Consider the following 20,530-nt stretch of genomic DNA (forward strand, 5'->3'; position numbering starts at 1 on the left):
ACTCACTCTCCTGCCAGGGCCCGTACCGGGTCCAGGCGCGCGGCCGTCTTGGCCGGCATATAACCAAACACCAGACCGGTGACCACCGCGCAGGCAAAGGCACCGGCCATGGCCCGGATGGAAAACACCACCGGCACACCGGCCAGCACCAGCACGGCGCCTACCAAGGCGCCCACCACCAGGCCCACGGTGCCACCGGACAGGGTCACCAGGCTGGCCTCGGTCAAGAACTGGCGCAGGATGTCGCTCTGCCGCGCACCGACTGCCATGCGGATGCCGATCTCCCGCGTGCGCTCGCGCACCGTCATCAGCATCACATTCATCACGCCAATGCCGCCGACCACCAGCGACACCGCCGCAATCAGGCCCAGCATCACCGCCATGCTCTGGCGCGTGGCCGCCTCGGCCTGGATGCGTGCGGCGGCATTGCCGATGCCAAAGTCTTCGCGGCCGCCATGGCGTGCCAGCAGCACGCGGTGGATGGCCGTCTCGGCCTCGTTGACCACCTCGGAGGACATGGCCTCGACCACCACATAGTCCGGCTGGGTCTGCGCCTGGTAGACGCGTGCCCGGCCCGATTGGTAGGGGATGAAGACCATGTCGTCATAGTCCTGCGCGCCCGAATCCGCCCCGCGCTCGCTCATCACGCCAATCACCTCGAAGGCCGAGGTGCCGATGATCAGCTGCCGCCCCAGCGGGTTGGGCGTGTCGGGGAAGAAGTGCTTGTGCGCCTTGTGGCCCAGCACCACCAGCGGCGCCAGGTCGCGGTCCTCGGTGTCCGTGTAGTAGCGGCCCAGCCTGGGCTTCCAGTGGTGCACCAGCGGCATCTCTTCGCTGGCGGCAAACACATAGACCTGCTTGTCGGCATTGCCATAGCGCACAGTGATGGGGTCGCCAATCACCGGCATCACGCGCCGTATCTCGGGCAGCTCACGCAAGGCGTCCAGGTCTTCCTCTGTTATCTGGCCTGCTGGCCCGCCGGTCGCTGGCGGCTTGCTGCCCATGTAGAGGATCGCCGTGCCCATGGTGCCCATCTGCTCGACCACCTTGCGCCGCGCGCCTTCGCCAATGGCCAGCATCACGATCACTGACACCACGCCGATCACAATGCCCAGCAAGGTCAGGCTGGTGCGCACCCGGTTGAGGCGCATGCCCCGCCAGGCCGAGCGCGCGGCCTCTATCAGCTCGGCCACCAGCGGCGCGGCCGAGGCACTGCCACCCATGGGCACAGGCGCCAGCTGCATGCGCGTGCCATCGCCTGTACTCGCGCTTGCATTCGCGCTTGCACTTGCGGCGGCGGGCGCTTCGGGCTGGCTGGCGCTGTCGCCCACAACGCGGCCGTCACTGATCTCGATCACCCTCTGCGCCTGCGCCGCCACATCGCGGTCGTGGGTGATCAGGATGATGGTGTGGCCGGCAGCGGCCAGCTCGCGCAGCAGCGCCATCACCTCGGCGCCGCTGTGCGAATCAAGTGCGCCGGTGGGCTCGTCGGCCAGGATGATGTGGCCGCCATTCATCAGCGCGCGCGCAATCGACACGCGCTGCTGCTGCCCGCCCGAGAGCTGGTTGGGCCGGTTGCCCAGGCGCTCGCCCAGGCCCAGGCGCTGCAGCAAGCCATGGGCGCGCTGCACCCGCTCGCCCTTCGGCAGGCCGGAGTAGATGGCCGGCATCTCCACGTTCTCACTGGCGCTTTCGCTGGCAATCAGGTGGTAGCCCTGGAAGACAAAGCCAAAGGCCTCGCGCCGCAGCCAGGCCAGCGCGTCCGAGTCGAACTGCGCCACATCCTGGCCCTGGAAGTGGTAGCTGCCATCGCTGGGCCGGTCCAGGCAGCCCAGGATGTTCATCAAGGTGGACTTGCCCGAGCCCGAGCTGCCCACGACGGCCACAAATTCGCCCGCGTAAATATCCAGGTCAATGCCGTGCAGCACGGTCACCAGCGGCTGGCCGCTGGCGGGGTCGCCATAGTGTTTGCGAATGCCCCGCAGTGCGATCAGTGGCTGGTTTGCGCCCACCGGGCCGCTCACCATTGCAGCCACCTGGGGCCACGCTCCAGCGCGGTCTCGCCGATGACGACCTTCTCGCCTTCGGCCAGACCTTCCAGCACTTCCACCTGGTGGCGGCTGCGTATGCCCAGCTTCACCTTGCGGGTCTGGGGTTGGCCGTTGGCATCCAGCACCCGGGCCACATGGGCGCCGTCGCGGGCCTTGTCTTCTTCCACCGCCGTCAGCGCCACCGCCAGCGCCTGGCTGGCACGGGCGCTGACAAACACGACCTGTGCCGTCATCTGCGGCATCAGCTCGGCGTCGTCGTTGCCCACGTCAAACAACACGGTATAGGCCACGGCCTTGGTGGCGGGTGCCGGCGTTTGCGCATTGCCGGCCGGCTGGGCCTGGCTGGCTGCGGGCGCGGGCAGCACCTGGCGCACCTGGCCCTTCCAGCGCCGGGGCTTGGTCTGGCCGGCGCCCCCCAAGGTGGTGAAGTAGACCGGCATGCCCTCCTTGACGCGGCGCACATCGGCTTCGGACACCTCGGTCCAGACCGTCATTGCCGACAGATCGGCAATGCGCAGGATATTGGGCGTCTGGTAGGTCGCATTCAGAGTCTGGCCCTCGCGTGCCTCGACCGACACCACGGTGCCCGCCATCGGCGCATAGATGCGGGTGTAGCCCAGGCGTGCCTCGTCGGCCTTCAGCGATGCCTGGGTCTGGCTGATCTGGGCCTTCAAATGGTCCATGCGCGCCACGGCCATCGCCAGGTTGGCCTGGGCGGTCTGCAGGTCTTCCTCGCGCGTGGCCTCGTGTGCGCTCAGCTGCTGCTGGCGTTGCAGCTGCTGGCCCGCCAGCCGGTGCTGGGCCTGCTGCTCGGCCAGCTGGGCGCGCAGGCCCGCCAACGAGGCACGGCCCGCATCCACCGTCGCACGCTGCACGCTGGGGTCAATCTCCACCAGCAGATCGCCCTTGGCCACCTCGGCACCGGGCGCCACCTTCAGCTTCAGGATCTGGCCCGAGACCTGGGCACCCACATCCACATAGCTGCGCGGCTGCAAGGTGCCAATCGCCGTCACCGTGGCCTCGATATCCTGGCGCGCCACCGGCTCGCTCTGGTAGGCCATGGCCGGGCGGCCCGACCACCACAGCACCGCCGCTGCCACTACCGCCGCAACGGCCACCACGGTCACTCCGACACGCGGGGCCTTCATGAGATATGTCCCTCAGCCACGCCCAGCCACTGCTTGTGCACACCCGTCATTGCTTCCCCCACCATCGTCCCCTCCACGGTTCTTCAACAGGCCTTCAGGCCCACCACCACCAACCCAACAAGGCCAGCGGCGCCGCTGCAGCCGCTGCACGCGCCGCCCAGCGCGGCGCAGCCGCAATCCACAGCACGGCCACCAGCGCCCCGGCCGATATCCAACCCAGCCAGGCCACCACCCCCACGGTGGCGCCCCAGCCGCCCACACTGGGCAGCACGGCGGCTGCCAGCAGCAAGCTGCCCAGCAGACGCAGCAAGCGGCTGCGCCCTCTCGCAATCTCTTGTTCGCCCGTCAACTGCGCATGGTGGCGGTCCATCGCAAAGGCCAGTGCCGTCATGCCGGAAAAGGCCAGCGCCAATGCGTATCCAGATGCTTGCCAACTGGTCATGCGCCCACCTGTACTTTGTTTGCGGTTGAAGATGCCGCCTTGCCCGCCACCAACGCGCGGCGGCGCCACAGCACACGGCAGGCCCAGACGGCGGCCAGGCCAAAGGCCCAGGCGCCCAGCTCCACGCCGGCGCTTTCCCAATCGCCGCGCAGCAGTTGCGCGGGCCAGTGGTCACCCACGGTCAACGCATTCAGCACCGGCAGCAGCAGGCAGAGCGCAGCCAGCAGTGCCATCTGCTCCAGCCAGGCCTTGACCGGGGCGCGCACAAGGCCATGCAGCAGCGCGGCCAGCCACAGCCCAAAGAAGACGCCCAGCTCCCACTGCGCGCGCTGCGGCAGCTCCAGCGGCAGCAGGCGGTTGGCCCAGAGGTAGCCAATGCAGGCCACACCCAGGCCGGCAATGGCCGCCACATTCAGCCCCTCGATCAAGCGGTAGACGGCGGCCGTGGCGCTGCCAAACTCGCCCATGTGCTTGCTGCGGCGCTTGACGACAAACAGGATGGCGCCCGTGGCCATCATCGCGGTGCCCGCCAGCCCGCAGACAAAGTAGAGCCACTTCATCGGCCAGCCGCCAAACTTGACCATGTGCAGCCCGCCCATTACCGACTGGGCGAGCGAGGCGCCCCCGCCTTCGGCCTTGCCGGGCAAGCGCAGCTGCAGCAGCTCGCCACTGGCGGCCGAGAACATGGCCATGCCGGTATTGGGGCTCAGGCGCTTGTCCGCATCGGCATCGCTGTTCCAGCCATAGATGCCCACGCGCGCAGCCGCATCACCGGGATGGTCTACCACCACCGCACGCACCGGCTGGCCGATCAGCGCCTGGCCGCGTGCGGCAAAGCTTTCCAGATCGGGGACAGCCATGGCCTCGCCCGAGCGCGCTGGTTTGCCCGGCTCAGCCAGCTCGGCCGCAAAAGTCTGGCGGTCATGGGGCGCCATGCCGTACTGGCTCCAGATGCCGGCGGGCATAAAGGTCAGGGCCGATATCGCCACGCCGGTGTAGGCAATCATCAGCTGAAACGGCAGGGTCAACACCGCCACCGCGTTGTGCGCATCCAGCCAGCTGCGCTGGCCCTTGCGGGCGCGGAAGGTGAAGAAGTCCTGAAAAATCCGCTTGTGCGTGACCACGCCGCTGATCAGCGCCACCAGCATGGCCATGCCGGCAACACCCACCACCCACAACCCGGCCTGGCCGGCATGCAGCTCGTAGTGGAAATGCACAAAATGCTCGCCGCCCATCGTCGCCCGCATCGCGCCATGGTGGCCCTCGTCCAAAGGCTCGCCGGTGCGGGTGTCCAGCTCGGCATCGGCGTATTGGCGCTTCTGGTCAAACCAGTAGACCTTCAGGTCACCGCCGCCCTTGGCGTCCGTCGGCCAGATCTCCCACATCTCAGCGCCCTGGTGGTACTTCTCCATAAAGGCCGCACCCCAGGCCAGGCGCTGGCCCCGGCTGGAGGCCAGGCCTGCTGCCTCGGTGGCGGCCTGCTCGGCCGCATGCGCCGCTTCTTCGGCATGGTGCTCGGGCGTCATCCAGTGGCCAATGGCCTCCTGGAACACCGCCAGGGTGCCGGTCAGGAACACCGCATACAGCAGCCAGGAGAACCACAGCCCGCACCAGGTATGCAGCCAGGCCTGCGCCTGGCGAAACCCGCCGCGCGCTGCGCCGCTGCCCGGCCGCTTGTCGATCACGGTCTTGCCCATGTCAGCGCCCTAGCACCAAGGCACCGGTTGCCAGTAGCGCGCTGGGCAGCGCAATCCCCAGCCAGACCTTGCCCGGCGAGACCGGCGAGAACGCCCACACCGCCGCCAGCGCATGCAGCGCAAAGCTCCACTGCATGCCGGCCAGCACGGCCTCAGCCCGGGCAGCCGGCAGTACGGCCGCCAGGAAGACGGCCAAGGCGCTGGCCAGCAGGTAGCCGCCGAACACGGCGGCCAGCAAGCGGCTCAGGACGGACAGGCCCGGGTGGGCGCTGGGGGCGTTAGAAATGGGGTTCATGGATAGGGGCATCGTGGTGGTTGCGGGGTAAACAATTTTTTGGGTCGCCGATGGGCCTTTTCAGGCCCCTCCTCTTACATGACAAACGAGATGCGAAAAAGGGCCATTTGGTTTGTAAGCACCTGTCGAGGATCCTCCCGCCTGTGGCAGCGGGTGGGCCCTCAAACGGTACTGGTTCAAGCCAACGCCCCGGCGCTTTTTTGTTTAGAAGGTCCCCCGCAAAGTCAGCATCGCGCTGCGCGGGCTGCCGTAGTAGTTGCTGCCGCTCGCATAACCTACCGACTGGTAGTAGGTCTTGTCGAACAGGTTGTTGATGTTCAGGGTCACCGTCCAGCGCGGGTCGACCTTGTACTGCAGCATGGCATTCCACACGGCGTAGCCGCCTTGGGTGAAGTCATAGCTGCGCACCGGGTTCCAGTCCGCGTCATACAAGGTGTCCTTCACATTGTGCTTGCTCTGGATGTGGGCGCTGGTCCCCACGCGCCAAGCAGACAGCTCGCCCGGCAAGGTATACGCCGTGCTCAGCTTGAGCAGATGGCGCGGCGTGATGCTGCTGAAAGGCGCACCTTCGGTCTCATCGCGGGTGGAAACATAGGTGTAGCCCGCCGAGGCTTGCCAGCCCGGACGCAGCTCGCCGCCCACTTCCACATCAAAGCCCCGGCTGGTGACCCGGCCCTGTGGCAGGTAGCAGCAGTTGCCCGACCATTCCTCGTGGTTGCTGGGGTAGCGCGTATCGAGCACCGCCGTGCCCGTGCGCGCCACATGGAAGACGCTGAAGGTGGCATTGAGCTTGCCCTCCATCAGCTCGCCCTTGAGGCCGGCCTCATAGCTCTTGCCCTTGACAGGTGCCAGCGAATCGCCGGGCGGCGGGCCGGACTTGGACAGCGCCTGCGGCTTGAGGATGGACGCATAGCTCAGGTAGGCAGACCATTGGCCGTTCAGGTCATAGATCACGCCACCATAGGGGCTGAACTTGCCCGGCTCACTGAAGCGGCTGCCCGATGCCAACTCCCAGTTGCCGGCCCCATCCATCGACTCATACACCTGGTTGAACTTGTACTTGGCGTAGCGCCCACCCAGGATGACATGCAGCCGGTCGGTGGGATGCAAGCGCAGCACGCCATAGCCGCCCAGTTGCTTTTGCCCCCAGGGGTTGTAGCGGCGCGAGACCGGGCCCGCCGCCGCTGGCTGCCAACTGCCGGGGTTGAACACATCAATCGGCACCACGCCGGATGGATCGCTGGAGTAGCCCACATTCCAGAAGCTCTCGACGCTCTGGCGGTCCACGCCCAGCACCAGCTCATGGGTGCGGCCCAGCAGCGAGAAGTTGCCCGACAGGCTGGCATCCACCACGGTCTGGGTGTTCTTGTACAGGTAGTGGCCGCCGCCGTTCCAGGTCACGCCGGTGCCGGTCTCGCGGTCCAGCGCGCCATAGCCAAAGGCGGTGGTGCCGTCGTAGTCGGACGAGGTGCGGGTCACGTTCAGCTTGGCGCGCCAGTTCGGGTTCAGCCTGTGCTCCAGCGCCGCAAACAGCTCGGAGTTCTGCGTGAAGCCGGTGGACCAGGGCTGGGTCAAGCTGGTGTTGCGCGGCAGGCCGATGTCGCTGCCATCGTTGTAGCGCGGCACATCGCCACCGCCCTCGCCGCGCCTGCGGATGTTGGCGCGGCTCAGGCCCGCCGTCAGCAAGGTGTCGGGGCCCAGATCGGCCTCGATGATGCCGTAGAACTGGGGTGAGCGTTGGTGCTTGATATCGATGAAGGAGTCGCTGTCGGTATAGGACAGCACCGCCCGGCCCCGCACCCGGCCTTCCAACGCCAGCGGCCCGGTCACGTCGAGCATGCTGCGGTAGTTGTTCCAGCTGCCCAGCGACTGCTGCACTATCACACGCGGTTCGGCCAAGGGCTTTTTGCGCACGATGTTGATGATGCCGCCCGGATCGCCCACGCCGCCCAGCAGGCCGGATGCGCCCCGCATCACCTCGACCCGGTCGTAGAAATCCATGTTCTGCGCGGCACTGTAGGTGAAGTTGGAGATGTTCAGCGGCGCGCCACCATCGACCTGCATGCTGTCAATCTGGAAACCGCGCGAGAAGAAGTTCGCGGCCTCGGCATTGGTCAAGGTCGTTGTGATGCCCGGCGTGGCGGCCAGCGCATCGCGCACCTCGGTCAGGCGGCGGTCATCGAGCTGCGCCCTCGTCACCACCGATACCGACTGCGGAATCTCGCGGAAAGCCAGGTCGGACTTGGAGGCGATGCTGGTCACCCGACTGGTGTAGGAGCCGGTGTCTTCGGTGGTGCCGTCCACCGCGCGGCGCGCCTGCACCCGCACCTCGGCCAAGGTGCTCTCGCGCGTGGGCGCCGTCTCTACCGTCAAGGTGCCATCCTGCATGCGGCCATGCAGGCCGCTGTTCTTGAGCAGGCTGTCGAGCGCCTCGCGCAGCGGCAGCTGGCCATGCAGTGCCGGCGCCTGGCGGCCAGCGGCCAGCTCGGGGGCAAATACCAGCTGCAGGCCGGCCTGGCGGGCAAACTGGTCCAGCGCAGCGGCCAGCGGCTGGGCGGCCATGTCAAAGCGCTGGGTCTGCGCCGGGGCGCCGGATTGCGCCAGTGCGCCCTGCAGCGGCAGCGCCAAAACCAGCAAGAGTGCGGCATGGGCCAGCGGTGTGTGCCGGGCACGGAAAAGCAATGAAGGCATGAAAATCGTCCTTGTGAAGAGGGGGTGAAAGCAGACGCTCACCACAAGGACGATCGGCCCTGAAAGTTCCTGAAAAATAATTCGATCGCGGCTGCCGTAGCCCGCGTAGTGCAGTGCCATACCGTGCCCTGCTCCATCAAGACCGGCTGCGGCGGCTGAGCAGCAGGCTGCCATCGCTTTGCTGCTGCACCTGCACCGGCAAGGCCCGGGGCAGTGCCTGTATCCAGGCCTGGGCCTGGGCAATACGCACCCGGCCGCTGAGCGGCAGGCGCGCGGCATCCGGGGTGGCTTCCATCGCAAACGGCGCATAACGCGCCAGCCGCTCCAGCGCTTGGCCCAGGGTGGCATGCTGGAACACCAGCTCGCCATGGCGCCAGGAGGCAGCCGACTCCACCGGCGACAGCTCGGGGCTGCGGTCGCCCGCCGCCCACTGCAGCGCCTGTCCGGCCTCCAGCGTATGCACAAAGCCATCATCCTGCGGCGTTTCTATGGCGTCGCCCTCGGCCATCGGCTCCACACGCACCCGGCCGGATTCGACCTGCACGCTGACCCGGCTGGGCCCCCGGCCCATCGGCGTGATCTCCACGCCAAAGCGCGTGCCCAGCACGGTGATGCGCAGGCCGGCCGCCTGCACCTCAAACGGCCGGTTCTCATCACGCGCCACCTCAAAAAAGGCCGCGCCCTGCAGCAACTGCACCGATCGGCGCGCCGCAAAATACTGCAGCTGCGCCTGGCTGAGGGCATCGAGCAGCAGGCTGGAGCCATCGGGCAGCGCATGCCGCACTTGCTGGCCGCGCGGGCTTTGCCAGCTGGCCTGCCACTGCACATGCTGCTGGCGGTAAAGCTGCCACTGCTGCCAGCCCAGATGGCCGCCCAGGCCCACACCGGCAAAACTGAGCAGCGCGGCCAGGCTGCGGCGCCTGCCGGCACGCCGGGCGCTGCCCAGGTGGTTGCCGCGCCAGCGCTGCAATGCGTCTTCCACACAGGCACTGGCCTGGATCAGATCGCGCTCGATGGTGTTCAGCGATACGCCAAACCGCTCGGCAATCAGCGGCTGCTTGTCGCCATGGATGCGGTGGGCCACAAAGGCGGCGCGGCTGCGCTCGGGCAGGCCGGCCAGTGCCGTCTCCAGCACCGCCAGCGCCTGGCGGTACATCACGGAATCGGCCACATCCGGCGCATGGCTGGGCGCCAGCTGCTCCTGCAGCACAGCGCCTTCCACATAGCGGCCGTGGCGCTGGCGGCGGCGGTGCGCATCCAGCGCCAGGTGCTGGGTCATCACCGCCAGGTAGGCTGTGCTGTCATCGGGCTGGTCGCCTGCGGCCTCCGCCTGCCCACTGGCCTGGGCATGCTCAGCCAGCTTGAGCCAGGCCTCATGCACCAGCTCGCCCGCCTCATCGCGGCTGCCGGTGCTGCGCGTCGCCACCCGCACCAGGTCGGCATAGGCCCGGTCAAAGCCGGTCAATAGCGCGCGGGTGAAGGAGGCTGACAATTCCATGGGGCTGGATCATAAGCCATGTAAAGAGAATCATTCTCAATAGCCATACTGATTTTCTGTCCTCTGGTCCCAGGAGCGGCGCTTTTATCACTACACGTACTTAGAAGAAGTACTTGAAGCTCACAGTCGCCTCACGGTCCACGCCACGGAAGATGCCCGCGTAGTAGGTCTTGTTGAAGAGGTTGTTGACGTTGAGCGCCACGCGGTACTGGGGCGTTTCATAGGCCAGCGCCAGATCGGCCACGGTCACCGCGTCGTTGTAGTTCAGGCTGCCATTGGAGGCCAGGTTATAGGGCGAGCGGCCCTTATAGCGCAGGCCGGCCCCTACCATCACGCCCGGCAGGCTGCGCGGGCGGTAGTCCAGCCAGAGGCTGGCCATGTGGCGCGAGGTCTGCAAGGTTTGCTGGCCGATCTCAGCTGGCCGGTTGCTTTGGGTGGTGCGCGGGTCCAGGTAGGTGAAGCCAAGCATGCCCTGCACTTCTGGCGTGAGGGCCATCTGCGCTTCCAGCTCAAAGCCGGTCGAGCGCACCTCGCCGGTCTGCACGCTGAAGCGCGGGTGGTCCGGGTCCTGGGTGGTCACATTGGTCTGGCGCAGGTCAAACACCGAGGCGGTGACCACGCTCTTGCTGCCGGGCGGCTGGTACTTGATGCCGACCTCGTACTGCTTGCCCTTGCGTGGCGCAAAGGCACTGCCATCAAAGGCCAGGCCGGTGGTCGGGTCGAACGAGCTCGCGTAGCTGGCATACGGCGCCAGGCCATTGGCCATCTGGTAGAGCAGGCCCACGCTGCCGGTGGTGGCGTTGTCGCGCATGCGTGGCTGGCTGCTGCTGTTCTGCGTGGTGCGGGCCACATCATGGCGCAGGCTGAGGTTGGCAATCCAGGGCCCGCGCTTGAACTGGTTGAGGGTGTAGATACCGGTCTGGCGCAGGTCGCTGTTGCTGTCTTCGAGCTCAGGCACCGCAATCGACTGGCCATAGACGGGCGCGCTCAGGCTGAGGTTGGGCACATCCCAGCCAAAGCCCAGGCCGCCGCGCTCCTTGTACTTGGTGATATCGACGCCCCACGCCATGCGGTGCTCCACATCGCCCCAGCGCAGGTCCTTCTGCGCCCGGCTGTCCATCGCCAGGGTCTTGCCCTTGGTGCGCTGGGCCAGGTTGGCGCGGGTCACGCTGTCGCCATCGGCCAGCACATCCATCGCATAGATGTGGCGGTAGTCGATGTCGATCGTGGAGTAGCGCAGGTTCTGCGTCAGCGTCCAGCCGCTGTCGGTCTGGTGCGAGAACGCATAGCCCAGCGAGCGCGTGTCGCGGTCAAAGCGGTCAAACGCCGGGTCGCCCGCTGTTAGCTTGGGCGACAGCTGCTTGATCTGCGGATAGGTGAACAGGCTGGGCCACCAGGGCTTGGGCGTGCTGCGCTCGCGTGAGTAATTGGCCAGCACCGTCAGCTGGGTCTGGTTGGAGATATTCCACAGCAAGGATGGCGCAATGGCCAGGCGGTCGTCGCGCGATCCGATGGAGCGGCCATCGCTGTCCCGGCCCTTGAGGTTCAAGCGGTAGAGCAGCTTGCCGTCGGCATCCAGCGCACCGCCCAGATCGGCCGTGAGCTGGGCGCGGTGGTAGCGTCCATACGAGGCGCCCACGCTGTTGACATGGTCCGCCTCGGGCCGTTTGGACAGCATATGGATGACACCACCGGGCCGGCCCTGTCCAAACAGCATGGAGGCGGGGCCCTTGATGACCTCCAGGCTCTCGATCTCGTCGATCTCGTCGTTCCAGGAGCCATAGGTACCGGCGGCAAACTGGCGCAGCCCATCCTTGTAGTACGAGCTGCCATCGCTGAAGCCCCGGATGATGGCGCCCGTCATGCGCACATCGGCGCCGGTGACCTCGGTGGCCACGCCAGGTGTATAGGACAGCGCCTGCTCGATGCTCTTGGGCGCCTGGGCCTGCAGCTGCGCCTGGCTCACGACCGAGATGCTGCGCGGCGTCTCCATCAGGCTGGCGCCCAGCTTGGTGGCAGACACGGGGCCGGGGCTGGCATAGCTCTGCTGCGCCTGGCCGCGCTGCGAAGTCACCGTGACTGCCGGCAAGGTGGTATCGCCCGCCTGGCCGGCGCTGGCGGGTGCCACGGCCGGGCGCGGCGCGGCTTGCAAGATATAGGCGCCAGCGGCGGTGCGCTGCAGGGCCAGGCCGGTGCCGGCCAGCAGCCGCTGCAGTGCCTCATCCGGCGCATAGCTGCCCTGCAGGCCCGCGCTGCGCAAGCCCTGGACCTGCGCTTGCGTGAAGGACAGCAGCAGGCCCGATTCGCGCCCAAAGCGGTTCAGCGCATCTTCGAGTGCGCCGGCCGGGATCTGGTAGCTGCGGCTGGCCCCCACGGCCTGCGATGCAGCAGCGGGCTGGGCATGGCTGCTGGCCATGCCGGCACAGGCCAGCGCCAGCACCAGGCTGCGGCAGGCCCAGACATGGGTTGCGGAAGAAGCGCTCAACGCAGACAGCCCGGCAGCGGGACGCGGGTGGACAGAAGACTTGGCCATGGTGATCACAAAGAAAAGAGGACGGGTGGCAGGAGCGCCGTGCAAGACGGCGCCATGCCGCTTTCCTTTGACATGTCCCGCGAGAACGAAAAACAGACCAGGCTGGCTCGAAATTTTTAGAAATTTTTATGGCAGTTAGACCGCCTTCTCTACCACCACCTCGCGCTGGCCCCACCAGCGCACCAGATTGCGCACCCGCAAACCTGGCAAGGCATCAAGTGTGGCCAGCACCCGCGCCACATCGGCCAGCGGGTAGCTGCCCGACATGCGCAGGCCCGCCACTGCCGGATCACAGACCAGGCGCTCCACGCTATAGGGCTGCAGCGCGGCCAGCATGTCGGCCAGCGGCATGCCGCGCGCCACCAGCATGCCGTCCGTCCAGGCCAGGCTTTCTTCGTACACCGCCTGCGGTGTCGATACCGACGCGGCTTGCAATACGGCGCTAAAACCGGCCTGCAGCACAGGCCCGGCCCCGGCACTGTGGGCCGGGGTCAGCCGCACGGCACCATCAAACACGCTGACCAGGCTGCCCCCACCCGCCAGGCTGCGCAGCGAAAAACGGGTGCCCAGCGCCTGTGCCAGGCCTTCGCGTGTCTGCACGACAAAGTCGCGCGCAGGTTGCTGGGGATCGGCTGCCGTGGTGATCAGCACCTCGCCCTCCACCAGCTGCAGGCGGCGCAGGCCTGCGCTGTAGTCGATGTTCAAGGCCGTTGCGCCGTTCAGCACCAGCTGGGTGCCGTCTTCCAGACGCATGCGCTTGCGCTCGGCACGGGCCGTGCGCACATCGGCACTCCAGCGCCGCCAAGGCAGTTGCTGCTCTGCCTGCCAGACGATGCCCGCACCAAACACCAGCAGCGCCAAGGTCTGCACCACCTGGCGGCGGCGCGCCGATCCCCGGGGCGCCAACGCCGCCCGCGCCACCTCGGCCGCGCCGCTGCTGCCAGGCGCCGCCAGCGCGCTGAGTTTGTCGTTGACCCGGGCCAGGTGCTGCCAGGCCGTTTCATGCAAGGGGTCCGCACCGCGCCAGGCCAGCCAGGCCTGGTGCTGGCCTTCCGTCAGCGCGCCCTCTTGCTGCTGCAGCCACCACTCCACCGCGCTGCGCGCTACCTCGGGCGGTACGGCCAAGGCACCGGGGGCCGTCATGGCGCCACCGCAAAAAAGCAGCGCATGCCCGCCTGCAGCAGGTAGCGCTTGACGGTGGTGAGCGACAGGCCGAGCGCCTGCGCAATCTCGGCCTGCTTCATGCCATCGAGCTGGGCCATCAAGAACGCGCGGCGCACCGCGGGGGGCAGGCCATCGAGCATGCGGTCGATCTCGTCGAGCGCCTCCAAGAGCAGCGCCCGCTCTTCCGGCGAGATAGCCGTGGCCTGCGGCACCTGGGCCAGCGCCTCCAGATAGGCGCGCTCCAGCTGCTGGCGGCGGTAGTGGTTGGCCAGCACACGCTGGGCCACCGTCGTCAACAAGGCCCGGGGCTCGCGCGCCTGCACCGGCTCCTCGCGCGTGAGCAAGCGCATGAAGGTGTCCTGCGCCAGATCGGCCGCCTGGTGCATATCGCCCAGCTTGCGGCGCAACCAGGCCTGCAGCCAGCCATGGTGGTCGGCATAGAGCGTGGCGACTTCTGAATGCACAGGGGGTTCGGCGCTGGACATAGGGCTGGGGGCATGCAGAGATGCCCAGAGACAATGCAAATAGGAATTAATCGCATTGTAACCAGTGGTATTTGACCCCTCTGCCGTCCGCACCACGGGCACCCTGCCTTCAGCAGTGTCTTGGCCCAAACCCGCAATGCCAAGCAGGGAAGGCCGGGTGGCGACAATATCAGCCAAATTTGGCTATTCAAAGATTTCGATAAGCATGCGAGATATCAAGAACATGGACCTCAACCTGCTCAAGGCGCTGGACGCACTGCTCGATGAGCGCAGCGTGACCCGTGCCGCCGGCAGGCTGGGGCTGACCCAGCCGGCGATGAGCGGCATGCTCCAGCGCCTGCGCGAGAGTTTTGCCGACCCCTTGTTTGCGCGCGTCCAGCGCGGCATGGTGCCCACGCAGCGCGCGCTGGATCTGGCCTTGCCGATCAAGCAGATGCTGTGCGAGATCGATGCACTGCTGCAGCCACCGGTGTTTGACCCCAGCACCGCCCGGCTCACCTTCCGCATTGCCGCGACCGACTATGCGCTGCGCGCCATTGCCGTGCCCTTTTTGGCGGCCTTGAAACGCCAGGCGCCGAGCATCCGCGTATCACTGATCCCGCTGGAGCCGCGCCTGGTGCAGGGCCAGCTGGAGCGCGGCGATATCGACCTGGCGTTTTTGACCGGCGACAACACGCCGCAGGACATGCATGCGCGCCAGCTGTTCCAGGAGCACTATGTCTGCGTGATGCGCGAGGGCCACGCCGCTGCGGGCCGCAAGCTCAGCGTCAAGCAGTTCTGCGCGCTGGACCATGCGCTGGTGTCGTATGAGGGCGGCGGCTTCCACGGCGTGGTGGATGAGGCGCTGGAGAAGCTGGGCCAGCGCCGTGAGGTGAGCCTGTCGCTCAAGTGCTTTGTGGTGTTGCCCGACATCCTGCGCTCCAGCGACATGGTGGCGGTGCTGCCCAGCCGCCTGGTGGCAGGCATGGATGGACTGTCGGTCTGCAAGCCGCCGGTGGAGGTGCCAGGGTTCAGCCAGTTGGCCGTCTGGCATGAGCGCAGCCACCACGACCCGGCACAGCGCTGGCTGCGTGAGTTGCTGTTTGCATCGATGCCGGCGATGCAGTAGTCCCGCAAACGCGGGGTCACAGAGGTAGCGCAGGAAGGGGCTGATATCAGCCAGCCAGATGGCTGCCATAAAAAACCAGCATTTGGTTTATGGCCAGGGCGCCTCAATTGCGAGCAGTGGACGGCCTGCGTGAAGCCCTGCCCGGGGCAGCCAATGCCTGCCCTGGCAGATGCCAAACAGTCTGCGGCGCGGCAGGCTGCACGGCCGACCCATTCCCTCTTTTCTTTTGTATATCCAGCATATCCATGTCTGCCCTGTTTACCCCCTTCACCCTCAAAGACGTCACCCTGCGCAACCGCATTGCCGTGCCTCCGATGTGCCAGTACAGCGCCACCGATGGATTCACCAACGAATGGCACCAGGTGCACTACCCGTCGATCGCCCGGGGCGGCGCGGGCCTGGTGATTGTCGAGGCCACCGGCGTCTCGGCCGACGGCCGCATCAGCCCTGGCTGCCTGGGCCTTTGGGATGACGCCCATGTGCCCGGCCTGGCACGCATCGCTGCCGGCATCGAGGCCGCAGGCGCTGTGCCCGGCATCCAGATTGCCCACGCCGGCCGCAAGGCCAGCGCCAACAGCCCTTGGGAAGGCGACGACCATATCCCCGAGAGCGACCCGCGCGCCTGGCCAACCATTGCCCCCTCGGCCATTGCCTTTGGTGGTGATCTGGGCCGCGTGCCGCGCGAGATGACCCTGGCCGATATCGCGCGCGTCAAGGCTGACTTTGTCGCCGCCGCCCGCCGCGCACTGGCCGCCGGCTTCAAATGGCTGGAGCTGCACTTTGCCCATGGTTACCTGGCCCAGAGCTTTTTCTCGGCCCATTCCAACCAGCGCCAGGATGCCTATGGCGGCAGCTTTGACAACCGCGCCCGCTTTGCGCTGGAAACGCTGGCCGCCGTACGCGAAGTCTGGCCCGAGAACCTGCCGCTGACTGCCCGCTTTGGCGTCATTGAATACGATGGCCGCGATGAAGAGACGCTGGCCGAATCCATCGAGCTGGTGCGCCGCATGCGCGAAGGGGGCCTGGACCTGCTCAATGTCAGCGTGAACTTTGTCATCCCCGGCGTGCAGATCCCGTGGGGCGAGCCCGCCTTCCTGGCCCCGATTGCCGCCCGCGTCAGCCGCGAAGCCGGCCTGCCCGTCGCATCGAGCTGGGGCATTGACGACGCCGAGCTGGCCGAGCGCGTCGTGGCCGACGGCCAGATGTCGCTGGTGATGATGGGCCGCTCGATGCTGGCCAACCCGCACTACCCCTACACGCTGGCCCAGCAACTCAAGGCAGCGCGGCCTGACTGGGTACTGCCGGCCCCCTACGCGCATTGGCTGGAGCGCTACCGGGGCGCCGGCAAACGGGCAGCCACCGCCTGATCGTTGCATCCCTGCGCGGCCGTGGCCGCGCAGGCCTTTGCCCGCTTAACGGGTACAGCGGGCGCAGCACAGGGCGCAGTTGCCGCCCGTCCAAGCCCATGCCCGCCGGGCTGTACAGCGGGAACTGCTGGCGCCATGGTGCAGCCGGTGTGCGGGGAGACCGGGGGCCAAAGCGCGGCCTGGGGCTCACCGCGCCGCGCGGCCGTCGATGGCGCTCTCCTCGCCGGCGATTTATCCAAAAGCCATTAAAGCCAATCCAAACGACGCATAACCATCGCCATTGATGTGGCAAGAATGCATCGGCACCGCACTATTTCCTCGCCCCCCGGTAAGCCGGGCCAGTACCGGCATGCGTTGCCTACCGAGGTGTCTGCTTACTGCGTGTTCCAGCCTCCGTCTTCGCGCATGGCAGGCCGGCGCTGCACCGGACCTGGCGTCTGGGCATGGCAAGGCGTTATTTGATCTGTATCAACAACGGGCCGCTGAAAGATTTTGCCTGTGCTGTCCTACATGCAGATTTTTTCCGTCTCAGTTAATGTGGTCGGCGCCCAATGCAAACAATTCTTAACACGCTGTACACCGCTTTGATGGCTTCGGGGCGGTAGGGCAACGTTCTCTTGACCTGAAAGGCTCGTATGGATTGGCTCAGAGGTATCTTGCACCAGGCGCCGGAGATTGCGCTGTTTGCAGCGCTCGCACTAGGCTACGGCATCGGCAAGCTGCGGTTCGGCTCGTTCCAGCTGGGGGGGGTGGCAGGGTCGCTGTTGGCAGCGGTGCTGATCAGCCAGGTGGGGGTCCAGATCGATTCAGGCATCAAGGCAGTGCTGTTTGCGCTGTTCATCTATGCGGTGGGTTTCGAGAGCGGGCCCCAGTTCTTCCGCTCTCTGGGGCGGCAGTCGATCAAGGAGATTCTGATGGCGGCGGTGGTGGCTCTCTCAGGCTTGGTCACCGTCGTGGTGCTGGCGCGGGTCTTCCACTTGGACAAGGGCCTGGCCGCAGGGCTGGCCGCTGGCGGCATGACGCAGTCGGCCATCATTGGCACGGCGGGCTCGGCCATCGAGAAGCTGGGCCTGGCGGCCGATGAGGTGCAGCGCATGCAGGCCAATGTGGCCATCGGCTATGCAGTGACCTATATCTTTGGCTCGTTCGGCGCCATCTTGCTGTGCGTGAATGTGCTGCAGTGGCTGAACGGCCGCAAGATCCATGACGACGCCATCCAGGCCGAGCAGGAAATGCTCAAGGGCGTGCATGTCTATGGCGCTGGCGAATCGCCTGCGGCGCCCGATCTGGTGGGCCGTATTTTCAAGGTCAAGCAATCAGGCCGGACCGTGGCCGAGCTGGAGGCCAGTGCGCAGCAAGGCTCGGTCACCATCGAGCGTATCCGCCGCAAGAACGCCTTGGTGGGGGTGGACCCCCAGCTGGTGCTGGAAGCGGGCGACATAGTGCTGCTGGTGGGCCGGCGTGCAGCGGTGGTGGCGCTGGGTGCCAGCATTGGCGATGAGCTGCAAAGCGCCGAAGACATGGACGTGGTGATGGTGCGCCGCGATGTGTCCATCACCAACAGCCAGTACCTCAACCGCAGCGTCAAGGACATCCTCGACAGCCTGACGCCCGAGTTCAAGCACGGCGTCTATGCGGTGGCGCTGACCCGCTCGGGCTCGCCGTTGCCGATCACCCCCACCACCTTGATCGTGCCCGGCGATGTGGTGACCCTGTTTGGCACGCCGCAGGATGTGCAGAATGCCGCGCAGTCGGTGGGGCCCATCCTCATCCCCAGCGACAAGACGGACTTCGTCTTCCACGGTCTGGGCATCACCGTGGGGCTGCTGATCGGTCTGCTGGTGCTGCGCATCGGCTCGATCCCGATCACGCTGGGCAGCGGCGGTGGCGCCCTGCTCGCGGGGCTGCTGTTTGGCTGGTGGCGCAGCCGCAAGCACACCTTGGGCAATATGCCCACGGCCGCTTCTACCCTGCTGCGTGATCTGGGCCTGGCCGGCTTTGTGGCCATGGTGGGCCTGCAATCGGGCCAGCAGGCGGTAAGCACGGTGATGGAGCAAGGCCTGAGCCTGTTCCTGATGGGCATGGTGGTGACCATCGTGCCGCTGCTGATTGCGATGCTGTTTGGCAAGTATGTGCTGCGCTATGAGAACGTCGCCATCTTTGCAGGGGCCCTGTCGGGCGCACGCAGTGCCAACCCCGCCTTTGGCGAGGTGCTGGACAAGGCGGGCAACGCCATCCCCACGGTGCCGTTTGCGATCACCTATGCGCTGGCCAATGTGTTTCTGACACTGCTGGGCCCGCTGGTGATCGCTTTTGCCTGAGCGGCGCTGCGCCCTCTCACTGATCCAGTGACCCACCGGCGGCACCGTGCCGCCCCCCGTTTCCCGTTTATCCCGTTTTTCAACGACTGCAAGGAGTTGCACCATGTCTCAGGACTACCAGCGTCTGGCCCATTTGAGCCCGTTCGAGCTCAAGGATGAATTGATCAAGGTGGCATCGGGCAAGGCCAACCGGCTGATGCTCAACGCCGGGCGTGGCAACCCGAACTTTCTGGCGACAACGCCCCGGCGCGCCTTCTTCCGCCTGGGGCTGTTTGCAGCGGCTGAGTCCGAGCTGTCGTATTCGTACATGACGGCCGGCATCGGCGGCCTGGCCAATATCGAAGGCATCGAAAACCGCTTCGAGCGCTACACCGCCGAACACCGCGACCAGGAAGGTGTGCGCTTTCTGGCCAAGGCGCTCAGCTATGTGCGCGACCAGCTGGGCCTGGACCCGGCCGCCTTTCTGCATGAGATGGTGGACGGCATCCTGGGATGCAACTACCCGGTGCCGCCACGGATGCTGACCGTGAGTGAGAAGATCGTGCGCCAGTACATCGTGCGCGAGATGGCCGGTGGCGCCGTGCCGGTGGAGTCGGTCGATCTGTTTGCGGTGGAAGGCGGCACGGCCGCGATGGCCTATATCTTCGAGAGCCTGCGCATCAGCGGCCTGCTCAAGGCCGGCGACAAGGTCGCCATCGGCATGCCCGTGTTCACACCGTATATCGAGATCCCGGAGCTGGCCCAGTACGCGCTGGAGGAGGTACCCATCCATGCCGATCCGGACAATGGCTGGCAGTACTCCGATGCGGAGCTGGACAAGCTGCGCGACCCGGCCGTCAAGATCTTCTTCTGCGTCAACCCCAGCAACCCGCCGTCGGTCAAGATGGACCAGCGCAGCCTGGAGCGCATCAAGACCATCATTGCCGACCACCGGCCCGATCTGATGGTGCTGACCGACGATGTCTACGGCACCTTTGCCGATGACTTCCAGTCGCTGTTCTCGGTCTGCCCGCACAACACCTTGCTGGTCTACTCCTTCTCCAAGTACTTTGGTGCCACCGGCTGGCGCCTGGGCGTGATTGCCGCGCACAAGGAGAACGTCTTCGACAAGGCGCTGGCCCAGTTGCCCGAGAGCGCCAAGCTCGAGCTGGACCACCGCTACCGCTCACTGCTGCCCGATGTGCGATCGCTCAAATTCATCGACCGCCTGGTGGCCGACAGCCGTGTCGTGGCGCTGAACCATACGGCCGGCCTGTCGACCCCGCAACAGGTGCAGATGGTGCTGTTCTCGCTGTTCGCGCTGATCGATGAAGCCGACGCCTACAAGCAGGCGCTCAAGCAGCTGATCCGCCGCCGCGAGGCCACCCTGTACCGCGAGCTGGGCATGCCACCGCTGCACAACCCCAACTCCGTCAACTACTACACCTTGATCGACCTGCAGAGTGTGACCTGCCGGCTCTATGGCCAGGAATTTTCCGACTGGGCAGTGCAGCAATCCTCAACCGGCGACATGCTGTTCCGCATTGCCGATGAAACCGGTATCGTGCTGCTGCCAGGCCGGGGTTTTGGCTCCGACAGGCCATCGGGCCGGGCATCGCTCGCCAACCTGAACGAGTACGAGTACGCCGCCATCGGCCGCGCGTTGCGCAAGATGGTCGATGAGCTGTATGCGCAGTTCCAGGCCCAGGCGGGCGGCAAGGGCGGAGCCGCTTAAGCGCGGCGCAGGCGCA

14 protein-coding genes are annotated in these 20,530 nt (G+C 66.4%); 4 read left to right on the forward strand and 10 right to left on the reverse strand.

All coding sequences use genetic code 11. From position 1 onward, the window contains the following. Nucleotides 1–2 precede the first annotated feature (2 nt). The 10 genes from AB7A72_RS02410 to AB7A72_RS02455 form a co-directional block, all read right to left on the reverse strand. Complete coding sequence (locus AB7A72_RS02410; protein WP_369459099.1) at nucleotides 3–2,027, reverse strand: ABC transporter permease; 2,025 nt, start codon at nucleotides 2,025–2,027, stop codon at nucleotides 3–5. Then, nucleotides 2,021–3,199, reverse strand: coding sequence for an efflux RND transporter periplasmic adaptor subunit (locus tag AB7A72_RS02415; RefSeq protein WP_369458908.1), 1,179 nt, complete (start codon nucleotides 3,197–3,199; stop codon nucleotides 2,021–2,023). Before AB7A72_RS02415 ends, AB7A72_RS02410 begins: the two co-directional genes overlap by 7 nt. 94 nt (nucleotides 3,200–3,293) lie before the next feature. Continuing rightward, nucleotides 3,294–3,641: a DUF3325 family protein gene (locus AB7A72_RS02420; protein WP_369458909.1), complete on the reverse strand. Its 348-nt coding sequence runs from the start codon at nucleotides 3,639–3,641 to the stop codon at nucleotides 3,294–3,296. Beyond that, nucleotides 3,638–5,338, reverse strand: coding sequence for a PepSY-associated TM helix domain-containing protein (locus tag AB7A72_RS02425; protein WP_369458910.1), 1,701 nt, complete (start codon nucleotides 5,336–5,338; stop codon nucleotides 3,638–3,640). Before AB7A72_RS02425 ends, AB7A72_RS02420 begins: the two co-directional genes overlap by 4 nt. A 1-nt stretch (nucleotide 5,339) precedes the next feature. Then, nucleotides 5,340–5,633 carry a DUF3649 domain-containing protein gene (locus tag AB7A72_RS02430; protein WP_369458911.1) on the reverse strand — a complete coding sequence of 98 codons (294 nt, stop codon included), beginning with the start codon at nucleotides 5,631–5,633 and terminating at the stop codon, nucleotides 5,340–5,342. A gap of 204 nt (nucleotides 5,634–5,837) precedes the next feature. After that, nucleotides 5,838–8,324 (reverse strand): TonB-dependent siderophore receptor, encoded by a 2,487-nt coding sequence (locus tag AB7A72_RS02435; protein ID WP_369458912.1) that lies wholly within the window; start codon nucleotides 8,322–8,324, stop codon nucleotides 5,838–5,840. 136 nt (nucleotides 8,325–8,460) lie between these two features. Further along, entirely contained in the window at nucleotides 8,461–9,822 is a 1,362-nt protein-coding gene (locus AB7A72_RS02440; protein ID WP_369458913.1) for a sigma-70 family RNA polymerase sigma factor, read from the reverse strand. Nucleotides 9,823–9,922: 100 nt separating this feature from the next. After that, complete coding sequence (locus tag AB7A72_RS02445) at nucleotides 9,923–12,238, reverse strand: TonB-dependent siderophore receptor (protein ID WP_369459101.1); 2,316 nt, start codon at nucleotides 12,236–12,238, stop codon at nucleotides 9,923–9,925. Between the two features lie 252 nt (nucleotides 12,239–12,490). Then, complete coding sequence (locus tag AB7A72_RS02450; RefSeq protein ID WP_369458914.1) at nucleotides 12,491–13,498, reverse strand: FecR domain-containing protein; 1,008 nt, start codon at nucleotides 13,496–13,498, stop codon at nucleotides 12,491–12,493. After that, a complete protein-coding gene (locus AB7A72_RS02455; RefSeq protein ID WP_369458915.1) occupies nucleotides 13,495–14,004 on the reverse strand; it encodes a sigma-70 family RNA polymerase sigma factor in 510 nt (169 codons plus the stop codon). Before AB7A72_RS02455 ends, AB7A72_RS02450 begins: the two co-directional genes overlap by 4 nt. Nucleotides 14,005–14,209: 205 nt before the next feature. Between AB7A72_RS02455 and AB7A72_RS02460 the strand changes: the two genes are divergently transcribed. From AB7A72_RS02460 to AB7A72_RS02475, 4 genes are all read left to right on the forward strand, one after another. Next, complete coding sequence (locus AB7A72_RS02460) at nucleotides 14,210–15,112, forward strand: LysR family transcriptional regulator (RefSeq protein ID WP_369458916.1); 903 nt, start codon at nucleotides 14,210–14,212, stop codon at nucleotides 15,110–15,112. 245 nt (nucleotides 15,113–15,357) lie between these two features. Continuing rightward, complete coding sequence (locus AB7A72_RS02465) at nucleotides 15,358–16,479, forward strand: NADH:flavin oxidoreductase/NADH oxidase (protein ID WP_312459153.1); 1,122 nt, start codon at nucleotides 15,358–15,360, stop codon at nucleotides 16,477–16,479. Nucleotides 16,480–17,114: 635 nt separating this feature from the next. After that, nucleotides 17,115–18,800 carry an aspartate-alanine antiporter gene (gene aspT / locus AB7A72_RS02470; protein WP_369458917.1) on the forward strand — a complete coding sequence of 562 codons (1,686 nt, stop codon included), beginning with the start codon at nucleotides 17,115–17,117 and terminating at the stop codon, nucleotides 18,798–18,800. A gap of 103 nt (nucleotides 18,801–18,903) precedes the next feature. Continuing rightward, nucleotides 18,904–20,514, forward strand: a complete 1,611-nt coding sequence (locus tag AB7A72_RS02475; protein ID WP_369458918.1) for a bifunctional aspartate transaminase/aspartate 4-decarboxylase — start codon at nucleotides 18,904–18,906, stop codon at nucleotides 20,512–20,514. Nucleotides 20,515–20,530: the final 16 nt, after the last annotated feature.

Origin of the sequence: Comamonas sediminis (assembly GCF_041107495.1) — a bacterium.
GTDB lineage: Bacteria > Pseudomonadota > Gammaproteobacteria > Burkholderiales > Burkholderiaceae_C > Comamonas > Comamonas sediminis.

Bases quoted from the DNA above. Each gene is read 5' to 3' on its own strand.
- aspT (WP_369458917.1), top strand. From the start codon at position 17,115: ATGGATTGGCTCAGAGGTATCTTGCACCAGGCGCCGGAGATTGCGCTG.
- AB7A72_RS02420 (WP_369458909.1), bottom strand. From the start codon at position 3,641: ATGACCAGTTGGCAAGCATCTGGATACGCATTGGCGCTGGCCTTTTCC.
- AB7A72_RS02430 (WP_369458911.1), bottom strand. From the start codon at position 5,633: ATGAACCCCATTTCTAACGCCCCCAGCGCCCACCCGGGCCTGTCCGTC.
- AB7A72_RS02450 (WP_369458914.1), bottom strand. From the start codon at position 13,498: ATGACGGCCCCCGGTGCCTTGGCCGTACCGCCCGAGGTAGCGCGCAGC.
- AB7A72_RS02445 (WP_369459101.1), bottom strand. From the start codon at position 12,238: ATGGCCAGCAGCCATGCCCAGCCCGCTGCTGCATCGCAGGCCGTGGGG.
- AB7A72_RS02425 (WP_369458910.1), bottom strand. From the start codon at position 5,338: ATGGGCAAGACCGTGATCGACAAGCGGCCGGGCAGCGGCGCAGCGCGC.
- AB7A72_RS02460 (WP_369458916.1), top strand. From the start codon at position 14,210: ATGCGAGATATCAAGAACATGGACCTCAACCTGCTCAAGGCGCTGGAC.
- AB7A72_RS02410 (WP_369459099.1), bottom strand. From the start codon at position 2,027: ATGGTGAGCGGCCCGGTGGGCGCAAACCAGCCACTGATCGCACTGCGG.
- AB7A72_RS02465 (WP_312459153.1), top strand. From the start codon at position 15,358: ATGTCTGCCCTGTTTACCCCCTTCACCCTCAAAGACGTCACCCTGCGC.
- AB7A72_RS02455 (WP_369458915.1), bottom strand. From the start codon at position 14,004: ATGTCCAGCGCCGAACCCCCTGTGCATTCAGAAGTCGCCACGCTCTAT.
- AB7A72_RS02435 (WP_369458912.1), bottom strand. From the start codon at position 8,324: ATGCCTTCATTGCTTTTCCGTGCCCGGCACACACCGCTGGCCCATGCC.
- AB7A72_RS02440 (WP_369458913.1), bottom strand. From the start codon at position 9,822: ATGGAATTGTCAGCCTCCTTCACCCGCGCGCTATTGACCGGCTTTGAC.
- AB7A72_RS02475 (WP_369458918.1), top strand. From the start codon at position 18,904: ATGTCTCAGGACTACCAGCGTCTGGCCCATTTGAGCCCGTTCGAGCTC.
- AB7A72_RS02415 (WP_369458908.1), bottom strand. From the start codon at position 3,199: ATGAAGGCCCCGCGTGTCGGAGTGACCGTGGTGGCCGTTGCGGCGGTA.